This is a genomic window from Bacillus thermotolerans (assembly GCF_000812025.2).
Classification (GTDB): Bacteria; Bacillota; Bacilli; order Bacillales; family Domibacillaceae; genus Quasibacillus; species Quasibacillus thermotolerans.
This window is the reverse complement of sequence record NZ_JWJE02000024.1, coordinates 28,911-43,162: the sequence shown is the minus strand read 5'-3', so window position 1 is coordinate 43,162 and position 14,252 is coordinate 28,911. Positions and strand designations below refer to the sequence as shown.

The 14,252-nt window shown below is 42.5% G+C and carries 24 protein-coding genes; all 24 read right to left on the bottom strand.

Going from position 1 to position 14,252, the window contains the following annotated elements:
* Positions 1–27: 27 nt before the first annotated feature.
* The 24 genes from secY to fusA all read right to left on the bottom strand — a co-directional run bounded on the left by secY (position 28) and on the right by fusA (position 14,236).
* Positions 28–1,329 carry a preprotein translocase subunit SecY gene (secY, locus tag QY97_RS10910; protein WP_039234451.1) on the bottom strand — a complete coding sequence of 434 codons (1,302 nt, stop codon included), beginning with the start codon at positions 1,327–1,329 and terminating at the stop codon, positions 28–30.
* Positions 1,329–1,769: a 50S ribosomal protein L15 gene (gene rplO, locus QY97_RS10905; RefSeq protein WP_039234448.1), complete on the bottom strand. Its 441-nt coding sequence runs from the start codon at positions 1,767–1,769 to the stop codon at positions 1,329–1,331. The genes secY and rplO overlap by 1 nt, the downstream gene beginning before the upstream one ends.
* Before the next feature lie 31 nt (positions 1,770–1,800).
* Positions 1,801–1,983, bottom strand: coding sequence for a 50S ribosomal protein L30 (gene rpmD / locus QY97_RS10900; protein ID WP_039234445.1), 183 nt, complete (start codon positions 1,981–1,983; stop codon positions 1,801–1,803).
* Between the two features lie 13 nt (positions 1,984–1,996).
* Positions 1,997–2,497 (bottom strand): 30S ribosomal protein S5, encoded by a 501-nt coding sequence (rpsE, locus tag QY97_RS10895; protein ID WP_040037426.1) that lies wholly within the window; start codon positions 2,495–2,497, stop codon positions 1,997–1,999.
* A gap of 21 nt (positions 2,498–2,518) precedes the next feature.
* Positions 2,519–2,881, bottom strand: a complete 363-nt coding sequence (gene rplR / locus QY97_RS10890; protein WP_039234442.1) for a 50S ribosomal protein L18 — start codon at positions 2,879–2,881, stop codon at positions 2,519–2,521.
* A gap of 32 nt (positions 2,882–2,913) precedes the next feature.
* On the bottom strand, positions 2,914–3,450 hold the full coding sequence (gene rplF, locus QY97_RS10885; protein WP_039234440.1) for a 50S ribosomal protein L6: 537 nt from the start codon (positions 3,448–3,450) through the stop codon (positions 2,914–2,916).
* Positions 3,451–3,482: 32 nt separating this feature from the next.
* Complete coding sequence (gene rpsH / locus QY97_RS10880; RefSeq protein WP_039234438.1) at positions 3,483–3,881, bottom strand: 30S ribosomal protein S8; 399 nt, start codon at positions 3,879–3,881, stop codon at positions 3,483–3,485.
* A 29-nt stretch (positions 3,882–3,910) separates the two neighbouring features.
* Positions 3,911–4,096 carry a 30S ribosomal protein S14 gene (gene rpsN / locus QY97_RS10875; protein WP_001085700.1) on the bottom strand — a complete coding sequence of 62 codons (186 nt, stop codon included), beginning with the start codon at positions 4,094–4,096 and terminating at the stop codon, positions 3,911–3,913.
* A 24-nt stretch (positions 4,097–4,120) separates the two neighbouring features.
* Positions 4,121–4,660, bottom strand: a complete 540-nt coding sequence (rplE, locus tag QY97_RS10870; protein ID WP_039234432.1) for a 50S ribosomal protein L5 — start codon at positions 4,658–4,660, stop codon at positions 4,121–4,123.
* Between the two features lie 30 nt (positions 4,661–4,690).
* Entirely contained in the window at positions 4,691–5,002 is a 312-nt protein-coding gene (gene rplX / locus QY97_RS10865) for a 50S ribosomal protein L24 (protein ID WP_039234429.1), read from the bottom strand.
* 45 nt (positions 5,003–5,047) lie between these two features.
* Positions 5,048–5,416 (bottom strand): 50S ribosomal protein L14, encoded by a 369-nt coding sequence (gene rplN, locus QY97_RS10860; protein ID WP_039234427.1) that lies wholly within the window; start codon positions 5,414–5,416, stop codon positions 5,048–5,050.
* A 47-nt stretch (positions 5,417–5,463) separates the two neighbouring features.
* Positions 5,464–5,730 carry a 30S ribosomal protein S17 gene (rpsQ, locus tag QY97_RS10855; RefSeq protein WP_039234424.1) on the bottom strand — a complete coding sequence of 89 codons (267 nt, stop codon included), beginning with the start codon at positions 5,728–5,730 and terminating at the stop codon, positions 5,464–5,466.
* 19 nt (positions 5,731–5,749) lie between these two features.
* Entirely contained in the window at positions 5,750–5,953 is a 204-nt protein-coding gene (gene rpmC / locus QY97_RS10850; protein ID WP_039234421.1) for a 50S ribosomal protein L29, read from the bottom strand.
* A complete protein-coding gene (rplP, locus tag QY97_RS10845) occupies positions 5,943–6,377 on the bottom strand; it encodes a 50S ribosomal protein L16 (RefSeq protein ID WP_039234418.1) in 435 nt (144 codons plus the stop codon). Before rplP ends, rpmC begins: the two co-directional genes overlap by 11 nt.
* 1 nt (position 6,378) lies before the next feature.
* Complete coding sequence (gene rpsC, locus QY97_RS10840) at positions 6,379–7,035, bottom strand: 30S ribosomal protein S3 (RefSeq protein ID WP_039234415.1); 657 nt, start codon at positions 7,033–7,035, stop codon at positions 6,379–6,381.
* Positions 7,036–7,038: 3 nt separating this feature from the next.
* Positions 7,039–7,380, bottom strand: coding sequence for a 50S ribosomal protein L22 (gene rplV, locus QY97_RS10835; protein WP_039234412.1), 342 nt, complete (start codon positions 7,378–7,380; stop codon positions 7,039–7,041).
* Positions 7,381–7,399: 19 nt separating this feature from the next.
* Positions 7,400–7,678: a 30S ribosomal protein S19 gene (gene rpsS / locus QY97_RS10830; RefSeq protein WP_039234409.1), complete on the bottom strand. Its 279-nt coding sequence runs from the start codon at positions 7,676–7,678 to the stop codon at positions 7,400–7,402.
* Positions 7,679–7,738: 60 nt separating this feature from the next.
* Positions 7,739–8,569, bottom strand: a complete 831-nt coding sequence (rplB, locus tag QY97_RS10825) for a 50S ribosomal protein L2 (RefSeq protein WP_039234407.1) — start codon at positions 8,567–8,569, stop codon at positions 7,739–7,741.
* 31 nt (positions 8,570–8,600) lie between these two features.
* The gene (gene rplW, locus QY97_RS10820) at positions 8,601–8,885 is read right to left on the bottom strand and encodes a 50S ribosomal protein L23 (RefSeq protein ID WP_039234404.1); all 285 of its coding nucleotides are present in this window, start codon (positions 8,883–8,885) and stop codon (positions 8,601–8,603) included.
* On the bottom strand, positions 8,885–9,508 hold the full coding sequence (rplD, locus tag QY97_RS10815; protein ID WP_039234401.1) for a 50S ribosomal protein L4: 624 nt from the start codon (positions 9,506–9,508) through the stop codon (positions 8,885–8,887). Before rplD ends, rplW begins: the two co-directional genes overlap by 1 nt.
* A 30-nt stretch (positions 9,509–9,538) precedes the next feature.
* A complete protein-coding gene (rplC, locus tag QY97_RS10810; RefSeq protein ID WP_039234398.1) occupies positions 9,539–10,165 on the bottom strand; it encodes a 50S ribosomal protein L3 in 627 nt (208 codons plus the stop codon).
* Positions 10,166–10,202: 37 nt separating this feature from the next.
* Positions 10,203–10,511, bottom strand: coding sequence for a 30S ribosomal protein S10 (rpsJ, locus tag QY97_RS10805; protein ID WP_019394071.1), 309 nt, complete (start codon positions 10,509–10,511; stop codon positions 10,203–10,205).
* Positions 10,512–10,842: 331 nt separating this feature from the next.
* Positions 10,843–12,030 carry an elongation factor Tu gene (gene tuf, locus QY97_RS10800; protein WP_039234395.1) on the bottom strand — a complete coding sequence of 396 codons (1,188 nt, stop codon included), beginning with the start codon at positions 12,028–12,030 and terminating at the stop codon, positions 10,843–10,845.
* A 127-nt stretch (positions 12,031–12,157) separates the two neighbouring features.
* Complete coding sequence (gene fusA / locus QY97_RS10795) at positions 12,158–14,236, bottom strand: elongation factor G (protein ID WP_039234393.1); 2,079 nt, start codon at positions 14,234–14,236, stop codon at positions 12,158–12,160.
* Between the last annotated feature and the right edge of the window lie 16 nt (positions 14,237–14,252).

Below are 14,252 nucleotides of genomic sequence, written 5' to 3'. Positions count from 1 at the left end.
TGATTAGTGACATTCAGCAAGTTGTCATCATTTAATAAAGCCTTTGTAATGACGTTTAACAAGCTGAGCTTCCAGCTGTTTCATTGTTTCCAATGCCACTCCAACTACGATAAGCAAGCCAGTACCGCCAATTTGTGCAGCTGGTGGAAGACCTGCAAAGTTGATAAAGAAGACAGGAAGAATAGAGATAACAGACAGGAAGATGGCACCTACAAAAGTTAGGCGGTACAAAACACTAGTTAAATAATCCTGCGTGTTCTTCCCTGGACGAATCCCTGGAATATATCCTCCTTGTTTTTTCAAGTTATCGGCTAGCTGCTCCGGATTGACTTGAATAAACGCATAGAAATAAGTAAATGCAACAATCAGCGCTACATAAATGATCATACCTACTGGCTTAGTGTAATCGAAGATATTTTGAATCGTCGTTGTTACATCATTAGAACCAAAAAACGAAGCAATCGTTTGTGGTGTGATCAGAAATGCCACCGCAAAGATAACAGGGATAACGCCTGCAGCATTTACTTTTAAAGGCAAGTGAGTAGATTGTGCTCCACGTGCACCCATGCCGCCTTCTCCAGTTACCCGCTTAGCATACTGAATTGGAATTTTACGCAATGCCTGCTGAACAAAAATTACGCCCACAGTAATTGCGAGAGCTGCTAATACAATCAGTACAAGTACAACAATTCGCAGGAAGAGCTGGTCACCAGCACCCTCGATTTGCTGTGCATAAATCTGATTGATCGTGTTCGGAATAGCTGCAACAATCCCAGCAAGAATGATAATCGAGATTCCGTTACCGACACCTTTAGAGGTAATCAGTTCTCCAAGCCACATAAGAAAAGCCGTACCGGCTGTTAATACAAGTGCAATCAGCAGATATGCACCGATGCTGTTGTTTTCAACAAGCAACCCGCCGAAGAGACGGTTAAAGCCGTAAGACATTCCCAGCGCCTGGATGAAACCAAGAACTACTGTAAAATATCTTGTAAACTGTGACAGCTTGCGCCGCCCGACTTCCCCTTGCTTCGACCACTCTGTGAACTTAGGAACTACATCCATCTGCAAGAGCTGTACAATAATCGAAGCTGTAATGTAAGGCATAATCCCCATAGCAAATATAGAGAAGTTCTGGAGGGCTCCTCCGCCAAAGGTATTAAGAAAACCAATTAGTCCGCCCTGTTCCTGCATCTGCAGGACATTTGCATCCACATAAGGAACAGGAATAAATGTGCCGATACGGAAAACGATTAACATAAGGAGGGTGAATATAATTTTTTGTCTTATATCACCCACACGCATAAAATTGGAGATTGTGCGAAACATTAAATCACCTCAGTCTTACCGCCGGCAGCTTCGATAGCTTCTTTAGCAGCAGCTGAGAATTTATGAGCTTTTACAGTCAGCTTTTTCTCTACGTTGCCTTTAGCAAGAATTTTAATTCCTGCTTTTTCGCTGCTTACTACACCAGTTTCAATAAGAAGTTCTGGTGTAACTTCTGTGCCTTCATCGAAGCGATTTAACGCATCAAGGTTAACGACCGCATACTCTTTGCGGTTAATGTTAGTAAAGCCGCGTTTTGGTAGACGTCGGAATAAAGGAGTTTGACCACCCTCGAATCCAAGGCGTGTACCGCCGCCAGAACGAGCATTTTGTCCTTTATGACCTTTACCAGCAGTTTTACCGTTACCAGAAGCTGGTCCGCGTCCTACACGGTTGCGAGATTTACGAGCACCTTCAGCCGGTTTTAACTCATGAAGTTTCATGTTTGTGCACCTCCTTATTATTTAAGTGTTATTATTTTTCGTTTACTGTTACTAGGTGAGATACTTTATTGATCATACCTCTGATTGCTGCATTATCTTGATGCTCCACTGTTTGATGCATTTTGCGAAGTCCAAGAGCTTTAACTGTTTCACGCTGATCTTTCGGACGACCGATCAAGCTGCGAGTGAGGGTAATTGTTAATTTTTCAGCCATTGTAAATCCCTCCTTATCCTAACAGTTCTTCTACTGATTTTCCGCGTAGTTTAGCAACATCTTCCGCACGCTTCAGTTGTTTAATTCCTTCAATTGTAGCACGAACCATGTTAATTGGTGTGTTTGAACCATGTGATTTAGAAAGAATGTCTTCTACGCCACCAAGCTCAAGTACCGCACGAACTGGTCCTCCGGCGATTACTCCAGTACCCTCAGAAGCAGGCTTTAGGAGAATTTCACCGCCGCCAAAACGGCCGATTACTTCATGTGGAATAGATGTTCCAACGATCGGAATTGTAATCAAGTTTTTCTTCGCATCTTCAACAGCTTTACGGATAGCATCTGGTACCTCTTGTGCTTTACCAGTTCCAAAACCAACGTGTCCGTTCTTGTCACCGACAACTACAAGAGCAGTAAAACGGAAACGACGACCACCTTTTACTACTTTTGCTACACGATTGACCGTAACTACACGCTCTTCAAGTTCAAGTTTATTTGGATCAATACGACGCATGAATTTGTCCCTCCTTTTTTATTAGAATTGTAATCCATTTTCGCGAGCTGCATCTGCAAGTGCTTTTACGCGTCCATGGTATAAGTATCCTCCGCGGTCAAACACAACGGATGTGATGCCTTTTTCGCTCGCTCTTTTCGCAACTAATTCGCCTACTTTAGCAGCAGCGTCAACGTTGTTTGTTTGCTCTAAGCCGAAATCTTTTTCGACTGTAGAAGCGCTGGCAAGTGTTACACCGTTCATATCATCGATCACTTGAGCGTAAAGATGTTGATTTGAACGGTAAACATTTAAACGAGGACGTTCAGCTGTACCATTAAGCTTTGAACGAACACGGCCATGTCTCTTTTTACGAGTTTTGTTTTTATCAGCCTTCGTAATCATTCTGGTCACTCCTTTCGTTTACTTAAGCGACATTACTTACCTGTTTTACCTTCTTTACGGCGCACATATTCGCCTTCGTAACGAATTCCTTTGCCTTTATACGGCTCTGGAGGACGTACTGCGCGAATGTTAGCAGCAAGAGCACCTACACGCTCTTTATTGATGCCTTTAATAACCACTTTTGTGTTAGCAGGAACGTCAATCTCAATACCTTCTTCAGGCTCCATTTCAACTGGATGAGAATAACCAACGTTCAATACAAGTTTCTTTCCTTGTTTTTGGGCACGGTATCCGACACCAACTAATTCAAGAGTTCTTTCGAAGCCTTTAGATACACCTTCCACCATGTTCGCTAAAAGCGCACGAGTTGTACCGTGGATTGTACGGTGCTCTTTAGAATCAGAAGGACGAACAACTGTAAGAACGTTTCCTTCAACCTCAATTTTCATATCTTTGTTAAATGTATTAACGAGTTCACCTTTAGGGCCCTTTACAGTGACAGTGTTATTATCGTTTGTTACTGTTACGCCTTCAGGTAGCTCAATAGGTTTTTTTCCTACACGAGACATAATTTTTGCACCTCCGTTCTATTAGAAGAATATTACCAAACGTATGCTAATACTTCGCCGCCAACTTGTTTAGCGCGAGCTTCTTTATCAGTTAACACGCCTGCAGATGTTGATACAAGAGCAACACCTAGTCCATTAAGAACTCGTGGCATTTCGTCAGCTTTTGCGTATACACGTAAACCAGGTTTGCTGATACGTTTTAAACCAGTGATAACCCGTTCATTGTTTGCTCCATACTTTAAGAAAATACGGATTACGCCTTGCTTGTTGTCTTCGATATACTCAACGTCACGAACGAAACCTTCGCGCTTTAGAATTTCAGCGATTTCTTTCTTAATGTTAGAAGCAGGTACCTCTAATTTCTCGTGACGCACCATGTTTGCGTTACGGATGCGAGTAAGCAAATCTGCAATTGGATCTGTCATAACCATTCTATTTACCTCCTTCCCAAGCCGGGGTATTACCAGCTGGCTTTTTTGACACCAGGAATTTGTCCTTTATATGCAAGTTCACGGAAACAAATACGGCAAAGCTTAAATTTACGGTATACAGAGTGTGGACGTCCGCAACGTTCGCAGCGTGTGTACTCTTGTACTTTAAATTTAGGTGTGCGTTTTTGTTTCGCAATCATTGATTTTTTGGCCACGATTTCGCCTCCCTTTTATAGCGATTACTTTTGGAATGGCATTCCAAATTGAGTTAACAATTCGCGAGCTTCTTCATCAGTCTTCGCAGTTGTTACAATTACGATATCCATACCACGAACTTTGCTTACTTTGTCGTAATCAATCTCAGGGAAGATTAATTGCTCTCTTACACCTAATGTGTAGTTACCGCGTCCATCAAACGCTTTTGTGGAAACTCCACGGAAGTCACGTACACGTGGAAGTGATACAGAGATTAATTTATCAAGGAATTCATACATACGCTCACCGCGTAATGTTACTTTCGCTCCAATTGGCATACCTTCACGAAGGCGGAAGCCCGCGATTGATTTTTTAGCGCGTGTAACTAAAGGCTTCTGACCAGTGATAAGCGCTAACTCCTCAACAGCAGTATCTAAAGCTTTCGCATTTTGAACGGCATCGCCAATTCCCATGTTAACTACGATCTTCTCGATTTTTGGTACTTCCATAACTGATTGGTAATTGAATTTATTCATTAAAGCAGGTGTAATTTCTTCATTAAACTTTGCTTTAAGGCGGTTCATATAGTGTACCTCCCTTCTTTAACAGATGAATTATTTATCTAGAACTTCACCAGATTTTTTTGCTACACGAACTTTTTTACCGTCAACCACTTTGTGCCCTACGCGTGTAGGCTCGTTAGTTTTAGGATCTAAAAGCATTACGTTAGATACGTGAACAGGTGCCTCCTGGCTGATAATTCCACCTTGTGGATTTATCTGAGAAGGTTTTACATGCTTTTTAACAATGTTAATCCCTTCAACAAGCACACGGTCTTTTTTAGGAAATGCTGCAAGCACGATGCCTGTTTTTCCTTTGTCTTTACCTGTGATGACCATCACTTTGTCGCCTTTTTTTACGTTCATTCTATCGCACCTCCTTGAATGGCCAAGTTGATAACCTTGCTTTTCTTAGATAACTTCTGGAGCAAGAGAAATAATTTTCATAAAGTTGTTGTCACGCAATTCACGTGCAACTGGACCAAAGATACGAGTTCCGCGTGGGCTCTTGTCATCTTTAATGATCACACAAGCATTTTCATCAAAACGAATGTAAGAACCATCATTACGACGAGCACCGCTCTTTGTACGAACAATAACAGCCTTGACTACGTCGCCTTTTTTGACAACGCCACCTGGTGTTGCTTGTTTCACTGTGCAGACGATTACGTCACCAATGTTTGCAGTTTTACGGCCGGAGCCACCAAGAACTTTAATCGCTAATACTTCACGTGCACCTGAGTTATCAGCCACTTTTAAACGAGATTCTTGTTGGATCATGTATGTTACCTCCCTTCGGATTCACTTTCTATCCGAACAATTATTGATTAGATAATAACAGCTTTTTCTACAACTTCTACTAGACGGAAGCGTTTTGTAGCAGATAATGGGCGAGTTTCCATGATGCGAACGATATCGCCTACTTTTGCTTCGTTTAACTCATCATGAGCTTTAAACTTTTTAGAGTACTTAACGCGTTTGCCGTAAAGTGAGTGCTTTTTGTAAGTTTCTACAAGAACAGTGACAGTCTTATCCATTTTGTCAGACACAACACGTCCAGTATAAACTTTACGTTGGTTACGTTCTTCACTCATTGTGCAAACCTCCTCTCAATTATCGATTGTTAACATCGATCTCTCTTTGACGAATGACAGTTTTCATTCGAGCGATCGCTTTACGTACTTCACGAATACGAGCAGTATTTTCTAACTGTCCAGTAGCGAGCTGGAAACGAAGATTAAAAAGCTCTTCTTTTAATGATTTAAGCTTTTGTTCAATTTCGGCAGTGGTTAATTCAACAATTTCTTTAGCCTTCATTTGATTCACCACCAATTTCTTCACGTTTTACGACCTTGCATCTTACCGGCAGTTTATGTGCAGCAAGACGAAGTGCTTCACGAGCCACCTCTTCAGGAACTCCAGCAATTTCAAACATGATTTTCCCAGGTTTCACAACAGCTACCCAGCCTTCAGGCGCCCCTTTACCAGAACCCATCCGAACTTCAAGAGGTTTTGCTGTATAAGGCTTATGAGGGAAGATTTTAATCCAAACTTTACCGCCACGTTTCATATAACGAGTCATCGCGATACGCGCTGATTCGATTTGACGGTTTGTGATCCAAGAAGACTCAAGAGCTTGCAGGCCGTATTCGCCGAATGCTACCTGTGTGCCGCCTTTTGCTTGGCCACGCATTTTCCCGCGATGAACACGACGGTGTTTTACACGCTTAGGCAATAACATATTAGTTTCCTCCTTCCTCGGACTTCTTCTTAGTAGGAAGAACCTCTCCACGATAGATCCATACTTTTACGCCTAACTTACCATAAGTAGTGTCAGCTTCTACGTGTGCATAATCGATATCCGCACGTAAAGTATGAAGTGGAACAGTTCCTTCACTGTAATGTTCAGCACGAGCAATATCTGCACCGCCAAGACGACCAGAAACCTGTGTTTTGATTCCTTTCGCACCAGCGCGCATTGTACGTTGGATAGCTTGCTTTTGTGCACGACGGAAAGATACACGGTTTTCTAATTGACGAGCAATGTTTTCTGCTACAAGCTTAGCATCAAGATCTGCTCTCTTAACTTCAACGATGTTAATGTGAACGCGTTTGCTAGTAAGCTGATTTAAAGACTTACGAAGCGCCTCAACCTCAGATCCACCTTTACCGATAACCATACCTGGCTTCGCTGTATGAATAGTGATGTTAATGCGGTTAGCAGCACGTTCAATTTCAACGCGAGATACAGAAGCATCTTTCAAGCGAGCTTCAATGTACTCACGAACTTTAAGGTCTTCATGTAAAAGGCTTGCGTAATCTTTTCCTGCATACCATTTTGAATCCCAGTCACGAATAACGCCGACTCGTAAACCATGAGGATGTACTTTTTGACCCACTAATTATCCCTCCTTCTTTTCTGATACCACAACTGTAATGTGGCTAGTACGTTTGTTAATTGCGCTTGCGCGACCCATTGCACGCGGACGGAAACGTTTCAACGTTGGTCCTTCGTCAACAAAAACTTTTGATACGACTAAGTTATTTACGTCCATATCATAGTTATGCTCTGCGTTCGCCAAGGCAGATTTTAATAATTTTTCTACGACTGGAGATGCAGCCTTATGAGTGTGTTTTAAAATTGCTACCGCTTCTCCTACTTGCTTTCCTCGGATCAAGTCAACTACTAAGCGTACTTTGCGAGGAGCAATGCGTACTGTTCTAGCAACAGCTTTAGCTTCCATCAGGATAACCTCCCCTCATTTAGCGTCTTGTTTTCTTATCGTCACTAGCGTGACCTTTGTACGTACGTGTTGGTGCGAATTCACCAAGTTTATGTCCTACCATATCCTCTGTTACATAAACTGGAACATGTTTGCGGCCATCATACACTGCGATTGTGTGTCCGATGAAAGCCGGGAAGATTGTGGAACGGCGAGACCAAGTTTTGATTACTTGCTTCTTATTATCTTCATTTAGTTTTTCAACTTTATTGAATAAATGATCATCAACAAAAGGTCCTTTTTTTAAGCTGCGGCCCATTTTGGTACCTCCCTTCGTAATTGGTCTACGGTTCGCAAATGGAACCGTAGTGCCATCACGTTATTTTTTACGGCGACGAACGATGAACTTGTCGCTTTTGTTTGTTTTCTTACGAGTTTTGTAACCAAGAGTTGGTTTGCCCCAAGGTGTAACTGGAGATTTGCGTCCAATTGGAGAACGTCCTTCCCCACCACCGTGTGGATGATCGTTCGGGTTCATTACAGATCCGCGAACAGTAGGTTTCTTGCCTAACCAGCGAGAACGACCGGCTTTACCGATGTTCACTAGTTCATGCTGCTCGTTACCTACTTGACCGACAGTCGCACGGCAAGTAGCTAGGATCATACGTACTTCCCCTGAGTTTAAACGAACAAGAACGTATTTTCCTTCTTTACCTAGAACCTGAGCAGAAGTACCTGCAGAGCGAACTAATTGTCCACCTTTACCTGGTTTCAACTCAATGTTGTGGATAACTGTACCCACAGGAATGTTTACTAATGGAAGAGCATTACCTACTTTGATGTCTGCTTCTGAACCAGACATAACTTCCATTCCAACCTTAAGATTCTTCGGCGCTAAGATGTAGCGCTTTTCTCCATCAACATAGTTGATTAGAGCAATGTTTGCTGAACGGTTTGGATCATATTCGATTGTGGCAACGCGTCCAGGTATACCATCTTTATCACGTTTGAAGTCGATAATACGGTATTGACGCTTATGACCGCCACCTTGATGACGAACTGTAGTTCTACCTTGGTTGTTACGACCGCCTTTTTTCTTAAGAGGCGCCAACAATGATTTTTCCGGCTTGTCAGTTGTAAGCTCAGAGAAGTCAAGTGACGTCATGTTTCGACGGCCGTTTGACGTTGGTTTGTACTTTTTAATCGCCATGTCTTTTCCCTCCTCTTCTTAAATTCTTAGATTAAACCTCGAACAATTCGATTTCTTTGCTGTCTTCAGTTAATGTAACAATCGCTTTGCGGCGTTTGTTTGTATAACCTGCATAACGACCCATACGTTTGAATTTGCCTTTATAGTTCATGATGTTTACTTTCTCGACTTTCACATCAAAGATCTGCTCAACAGCATCTTTAACTTGAGTCTTATTAGCTCTAACATCAACTTCGAACGTATATTTCTTATCAGCCATAACGCTAGTTGATTGTTCTGTAATTACGGGGCGCTTAATGATATCGCGAGCTTCCATTATGCAAGCACCTCCTCTACTTTTTCAACAGCTGCTTTAGTGATGATAAGTTTATCATGACCTACCACATCTAAAACATTAATGCCGTCAGCCGCTACTACTGTTACTCCCGGAATGTTGCGGGCAGATAAGGCGACATTTTCGTTTAAAACGTCAGTAACGACCAACGCTTTGCTATCTACAGATAGATTTTTCAATACGCTTGCAAACTCTTTTGTTTTTGGCGTATCAAAAGATAATGATTCTAGTACTAGAATGTTTTGCTCTGCCACTTTAGAAGAAAGAGCAGATTTAATAGCTAAACGACGTACTTTCTTTGGCAGTTTGTAGCTGTAGCTGCGTGGAACTGGACCAAATACTGTACCGCCACCGCGCCATTGTGGAGAACGGATAGATCCTTGACGAGCACGTCCAGTACCTTTTTGACGCCACGGCTTACGGCCGCCGCCGCTAACTTCTGAGCGGTTTTTTACTTTGCTTGTTCCTTGACGTAAAGATGCACGCTGCATCATTACCGCTTCAAATACTACGTGTTGGTTAGGTTCAATACCAAAAACGGAATCGTTTAGTTCGATTTCACCAACTTGTGCTCCGCTTTGGTTTAATACTGTAACTTTCGGCATTCTTATTTCCTCCTTTCTGGAAAAAGTCGATTAGTTCGCTTTTAACGCGCTTTGGATTTTCACTAAAGATTTTTTAGGTCCAGGAACGTTACCTTTAACTAAAAGAACGTTGCGTTCTGCATCAACTTTTACTACTTGTAAGTTTTGGATTGTGATTTGTTCGCCACCCATACGGCCTGGCAACAATTTGTTTTTGAATACACGGTTAGGAGCAACTGGTCCCATTGAACCTGGGCGACGGTGATAACGAGAACCGTGGGACATTGGTCCGCGGCTTTGTCCGTGGCGCTTGATTGCACCCTGGAATCCTTTACCTTTTGAAACTCCTGTTACGTCAATGATATCTCCTTCAGAGAAAATATCTACCTTGACTTCTTGACCAACCTCTACTTCACCGTCATAGTTACGGAACTCACGAATGAAGCGCTTAGGTGCTGTTTCAGCTTTCGCAACGTGGCCTTGTTCTGGTTTGTTAGCAAGCTTTTCACGCTTGTTCTCAAAACCTAACTGTACAGCTTCATAGCCATCGTTTTCGATTGTTTTCTTTTGAAGTACAACGTTAGGTGCTGCTTCGATTACAGTAACTGGGATCAGTTCACCGTTTTCTGCAAACACTTGAGTCATACCTACTTTTCTTCCTAAGATTCCTTTGGTCATGAGTCACACCTCCTGAATAAATAATTTTTTATATTAATTAAAGTTTGATTTCAATGTCAACGCCAGATGGTAAATCTAAGCGCATAAGTGAATCCACAGTTTGTGGTGTTGGGTTCACAATATCGATCAGACGCTTATGTGTGCGCATTTCGAATTGCTCACGAGAGTCTTTATACTTGTGCACCGCACGAAGGATTGTGTAAACAGACTTCTCTGTTGGCAACGGGATTGGCCCCGATACGTTCGCACCAGAACGTTTTGCCGTTTCAACAATTTTCTCTGCTGATTGATCCAGAATTCTGTGATCATATGCTTTCAAACGAATACGAATTTTTTCTTTTGCCATTATTTTCCCTCCTTTTCCGCCTATTTGCTAATAGACATTCTCCGCAGAAATTATCCTGGCTACACTCGCCATGGCAAAGCGGCCGGGTGTGTCAGCAACCTTCTGCATCATCGCTGTTAAAAACCAACGCTGTTTATTATACATGATTTTACCTATGTATGCAACAGCTTTTTATATGTTTCCTTTGCAACACACTTTTATTATTATACATAGATTCTATCCCTATTTCAATAGCAGAAAATAATTATGTTGATTGAATTAAAAAAAGAAGGTTTTCATTTTAAGTGAATAAAAAAAGCAGACGGTTTTCCGTCTGCTTTTAAAAGAAGTCTTACGCTTCAATTGTAGATACAACACCAGCGCCTACTGTACGTCCACCTTCACGAATTGAGAACTTAGTTCCTTCTTCGATAGCGATAGGTGAGATCAGTTCAACTGTCATTTCGATGTTATCCCCAGGCATAACCATTTCAGTGCCTTCAGGAAGGTTAACGATACCAGTTACATCAGTTGTACGGAAGTAGAACTGTGGGCGGTAGTTTGAGAAGAATGGAGTGTGACGTCCACCTTCTTCTTTAGATAGAACGTAAACTTCAGCTTTGAATTTAGTGTGTGGTGTGATTGAACCTGGCTTTGCAAGTACTTGGCCACGTTGTACTTCTTCACGAGACACACCGCGAAGAAGAGCACCGATGTTGTCGCCAGCTTCTGCATAATCAAGAAGCTTACGGAACATTTCTACACCAGTTACAGTTGTTTTCTTAGCTTCTTCAGCAAGACCGATGATTTCGATTTCGTCACCGACTTTAACTTGTCCACGCTCAACGCGTCCAGTTGCAACTGTACCACGACCAGTAATAGAGAATACATCCTCAACTGGCATCATGAATGGCTTTTCAGTGTCACGCTCTGGAGTTGGAATGTACTCATCAACTGCGTTCATAAGCTCGATGATTTTTTCTTCCCACTCAGGCTCTCCTTCAAGAGCTTTAAGAGCAGAACCTTTAATTACTGGAACATCATCGCCAGGGAAGTCGTATTCAGAAAGAAGGTCACGTACTTCCATTTCTACAAGCTCAAGAAGCTCTTCATCGTCTACCATATCGCATTTGTTTAAGAATACTACTAGGTAAGGTACACCTACTTGACGAGAAAGAAGAATGTGCTCACGAGTTTGTGGCATCGGGCCATCAGCAGCAGATACTACTAGGATTCCGCCATCCATTTGAGCCGCACCAGTGATCATGTTCTTAACGTAGTCAGCATGTCCTGGGCAGTCAACGTGTGCATAGTGGCGAGTGTCAGTTTCGTACTCAACGTGTGAAGTTGAAATTGTGATACCACGATCACGCTCTTCTGGAGCCGCATCGATTTGATCGTATCCTCTTGCTTCACCGCCGCCTTTTTTTGAAAGAACAGTAGTGATAGCAGCTGTTAAAGTAGTTTTACCATGGTCAACGTGACCGATTGTACCGATGTTCGCATGTGTTTTGGAACGGTCGAATTTTTCCTTAGCCATTAGGAAATCCTCCTTTGAGTTATCAAGTTAATTAATATAGGAAACTTTGCAGGCAGGTGCATAGGCCTATCTGCAAAGAAGCTAAAGCTTACATTGTATTTATACTTCATTAAAAGGCATAAATCAATTATTCGCCTTTGTTTTTTTTGATAATTTCTTCAGAGATTGATTTAGGAACCTCTTCGTAATGATCAAAGTGCATAGAGTACGTTCCACGCCCTTGAGTGTTAGAACGTAGTGATGTAGCGTATCCGAACATTTCAGCAAGCGGTACAAATGCTCTTACTACCTGAGCATTACCACGTGCCTCCATACCTTCTACACGTCCGCGGCGTGAAGTAATGTCACCCATGATATCACCTAAGTATTCTTCAGGGATAACAACTTCTACCTTCATTACTGGTTCTAAAATTACTGGGTCACACTTAGAAGCAGCGTTCTTAAGCGCTAGAGAAGCAGCAACTTTAAAGGCCATCTCAGATGAGTCAACATCATGGTAAGAACCATCATAAAGCTTCGCTTTAATGTCAACTAATGGGAAGCCAGCAAGAACACCATTATCTAGTGCGTCTTCCAGACCTGCTTGAACAGCTGGGATGTATTCACGAGGAACAACACCACCAACAATTGCGTTTTCGAACTCAAAGCCTTTACCTTCTTCGTTCGGAGAGAACTCAATCCAAACGTGTCCGTATTGTCCACGTCCACCAGATTGGCGAGCAAACTTACCTTCAACTTGAGCGCTCTGACGGAACGTCTCACGGTAAGATACTTGTGGAGCACCTACGTTAGCTTCAACTTTAAATTCACGACGCATGCGGTCTACGATGATGTCTAAGTGCAATTCGCCCATTCCGCCGATGATAACCTGTCCAGTTTCCTGATCAGTATGCGCATGGAATGTTGGGTCTTCCTCTTGAAGTTTTTGAAGTGCAGTTGTCATCTTATCTTGGTCTGCTTTAGATTTTGGCTCAACAGACAAGTGGATAACAGGCTCTGGGAACTCCATAGATTCAAGAATAACTAGACTCTTCTCATCACAAAGAGTGTCACCTGTAGCTGTATCTTTCAATCCGACAGCAGCTGCAATGTCACCCGAGTATACTTCTGAAATCTCTTCACGAGAGTTTGCGTGCATTTGAAGGATACGTCCAACACGTTCACGCTTCCCTTTCGTGGAGTTTCGGATGTAGGAGCCAGATTGCAGTGTACCTGAGTACACACGGAAGAAAGTTAATTTACCAACGTAAGGGTCAGTCATAACTTTGAACGCAAGTGCCGCGAATGGTTCATCATCGCCTGCACGACGCTCAACTTCTTCTTCAGTATCAGGAATGATACCTTTAATAGCTGCAACATCTGTTGGAGCTGGCAAGTAGTCAATTACTGCATCTAGCATTAATTGAACACCTTTGTTTTTGAAAGCTGTACCGCAAAGAACTGGGTAGAACTCTACGTTACAAGTAGCTGTACGGATAGCAGCTTTTAATTCGTCAACAGAGATTTCCTCTCCTCCGAGGTATTTCTCCATCAGCTCTTCGTCAAGATCTGCTACCGCTTCGATTAACTTCTCGCGATATTCTTCTGCCTGCGCTTGATATTGTTCAGGAATATCTCCCTGTTCAATCTCTGTTCCCAGGTCATTACCGTAGAATGTCGCTTTCATTTCCACAAGGTCAATGATTGCTTCAAACTCATCTTCCGCGCCGATAGGAAGCTGGATTGGATGAGCATTCGCTTGTAAACGGTCATGGAGTGTTTTTACAGAGTACAAGAAGTCCGCACCTGTTTTATCCATTTTGTTTACGAATACGATTCTAGGTACGCCATAAGTTGTTGCCTGGCGCCAAACAGTTTCTGTTTGAGGCTCAACACCAGATTGCGCATCTAGTACTGTTACTGCACCATCAAGTACACGTAAAGAACGCTCAACTTCAACAGTGAAGTCTACGTGTCCTGGTGTATCGATAATGTTAACTCGATGGCCTTTCCATTGAGCAGTTGTAGCAGCTGACGTGATTGTAATACCACGTTCCTGCTCTTGCTCCATCCAGTCCATTTGGGAAGCACCTTCGTGAGTTTCACCAATTTTGTGGATACGGCCAGTGTAATAAAGAATACGCTCACTTGTCGTTGTTTTACCGGCATCGATGTGAGCCATGATGCCGATATTGCGAGTGTTTTCTAAGGAGAACTCTCTTGCCATGTATGTCTTTCTCCTT

Excerpts from the sequence above, each read along its gene's own strand:
- rplP (WP_039234418.1), bottom strand. The coding sequence starts at position 6,377 with ATGTTATTGCCTAAGCGTGTAAAACACCGTCGTGTTCATCGCGGGAAA.
- rpmD (WP_039234445.1), bottom strand. The coding sequence starts at position 1,983 with ATGGCTGAAAAATTAACAATTACCCTCACTCGCAGCTTGATCGGTCGT.
- rplC (WP_039234398.1), bottom strand. The coding sequence starts at position 10,165 with ATGACCAAAGGAATCTTAGGAAGAAAAGTAGGTATGACTCAAGTGTTT.
- secY (WP_039234451.1), bottom strand. The coding sequence starts at position 1,329 with ATGTTTCGCACAATCTCCAATTTTATGCGTGTGGGTGATATAAGACAA.
- rplB (WP_039234407.1), bottom strand. The coding sequence starts at position 8,569 with ATGGCGATTAAAAAGTACAAACCAACGTCAAACGGCCGTCGAAACATG.
- rplV (WP_039234412.1), bottom strand. The coding sequence starts at position 7,380 with ATGGAAGCTAAAGCTGTTGCTAGAACAGTACGCATTGCTCCTCGCAAA.
- rpsJ (WP_019394071.1), bottom strand. The coding sequence starts at position 10,511 with ATGGCAAAAGAAAAAATTCGTATTCGTTTGAAAGCATATGATCACAGA.
- rplR (WP_039234442.1), bottom strand. The coding sequence starts at position 2,881 with ATGATTACGAAGGCTGATAAAAACAAAACTCGTAAAAAGAGACATGGC.
- rplF (WP_039234440.1), bottom strand. The coding sequence starts at position 3,450 with ATGTCTCGTGTAGGAAAAAAACCTATTGAGCTACCTGAAGGCGTAACA.
- rpsQ (WP_039234424.1), bottom strand. The coding sequence starts at position 5,730 with ATGAGTGAAGAACGTAACCAACGTAAAGTTTATACTGGACGTGTTGTG.
- rplO (WP_039234448.1), bottom strand. The coding sequence starts at position 1,769 with ATGAAACTTCATGAGTTAAAACCGGCTGAAGGTGCTCGTAAATCTCGC.
- rplX (WP_039234429.1), bottom strand. The coding sequence starts at position 5,002 with ATGAACGTAAAAAAAGGCGACAAAGTGATGGTCATCACAGGTAAAGAC.
- rpmC (WP_039234421.1), bottom strand. The coding sequence starts at position 5,953 with ATGAAGGCTAAAGAAATTGTTGAATTAACCACTGCCGAAATTGAACAA.
- tuf (WP_039234395.1), bottom strand. The coding sequence starts at position 12,030 with ATGGCTAAGGAAAAATTCGACCGTTCCAAAACACATGCGAACATCGGT.
- rpsH (WP_039234438.1), bottom strand. The coding sequence starts at position 3,881 with ATGGTTATGACAGATCCAATTGCAGATTTGCTTACTCGCATCCGTAAC.
- rplW (WP_039234404.1), bottom strand. The coding sequence starts at position 8,885 with ATGGAAGCTCGCGATATCATTAAGCGCCCCGTAATTACAGAACAATCA.
- rpsS (WP_039234409.1), bottom strand. The coding sequence starts at position 7,678 with ATGGGCCGCAGCTTAAAAAAAGGACCTTTTGTTGATGATCATTTATTC.
- fusA (WP_039234393.1), bottom strand. The coding sequence starts at position 14,236 with ATGGCAAGAGAGTTCTCCTTAGAAAACACTCGCAATATCGGCATCATG.
- rpsE (WP_040037426.1), bottom strand. The coding sequence starts at position 2,497 with ATGCGTCGTATTGATCCAAATAAACTTGAACTTGAAGAGCGTGTAGTT.
- rplD (WP_039234401.1), bottom strand. The coding sequence starts at position 9,508 with ATGCCGAAAGTTACAGTATTAAACCAAAGCGGAGCACAAGTTGGTGAA.
- rplN (WP_039234427.1), bottom strand. The coding sequence starts at position 5,416 with ATGATCCAACAAGAATCTCGTTTAAAAGTGGCTGATAACTCAGGTGCA.
- rplE (WP_039234432.1), bottom strand. The coding sequence starts at position 4,660 with ATGAACCGCCTTAAAGCAAAGTTTAATGAAGAAATTACACCTGCTTTA.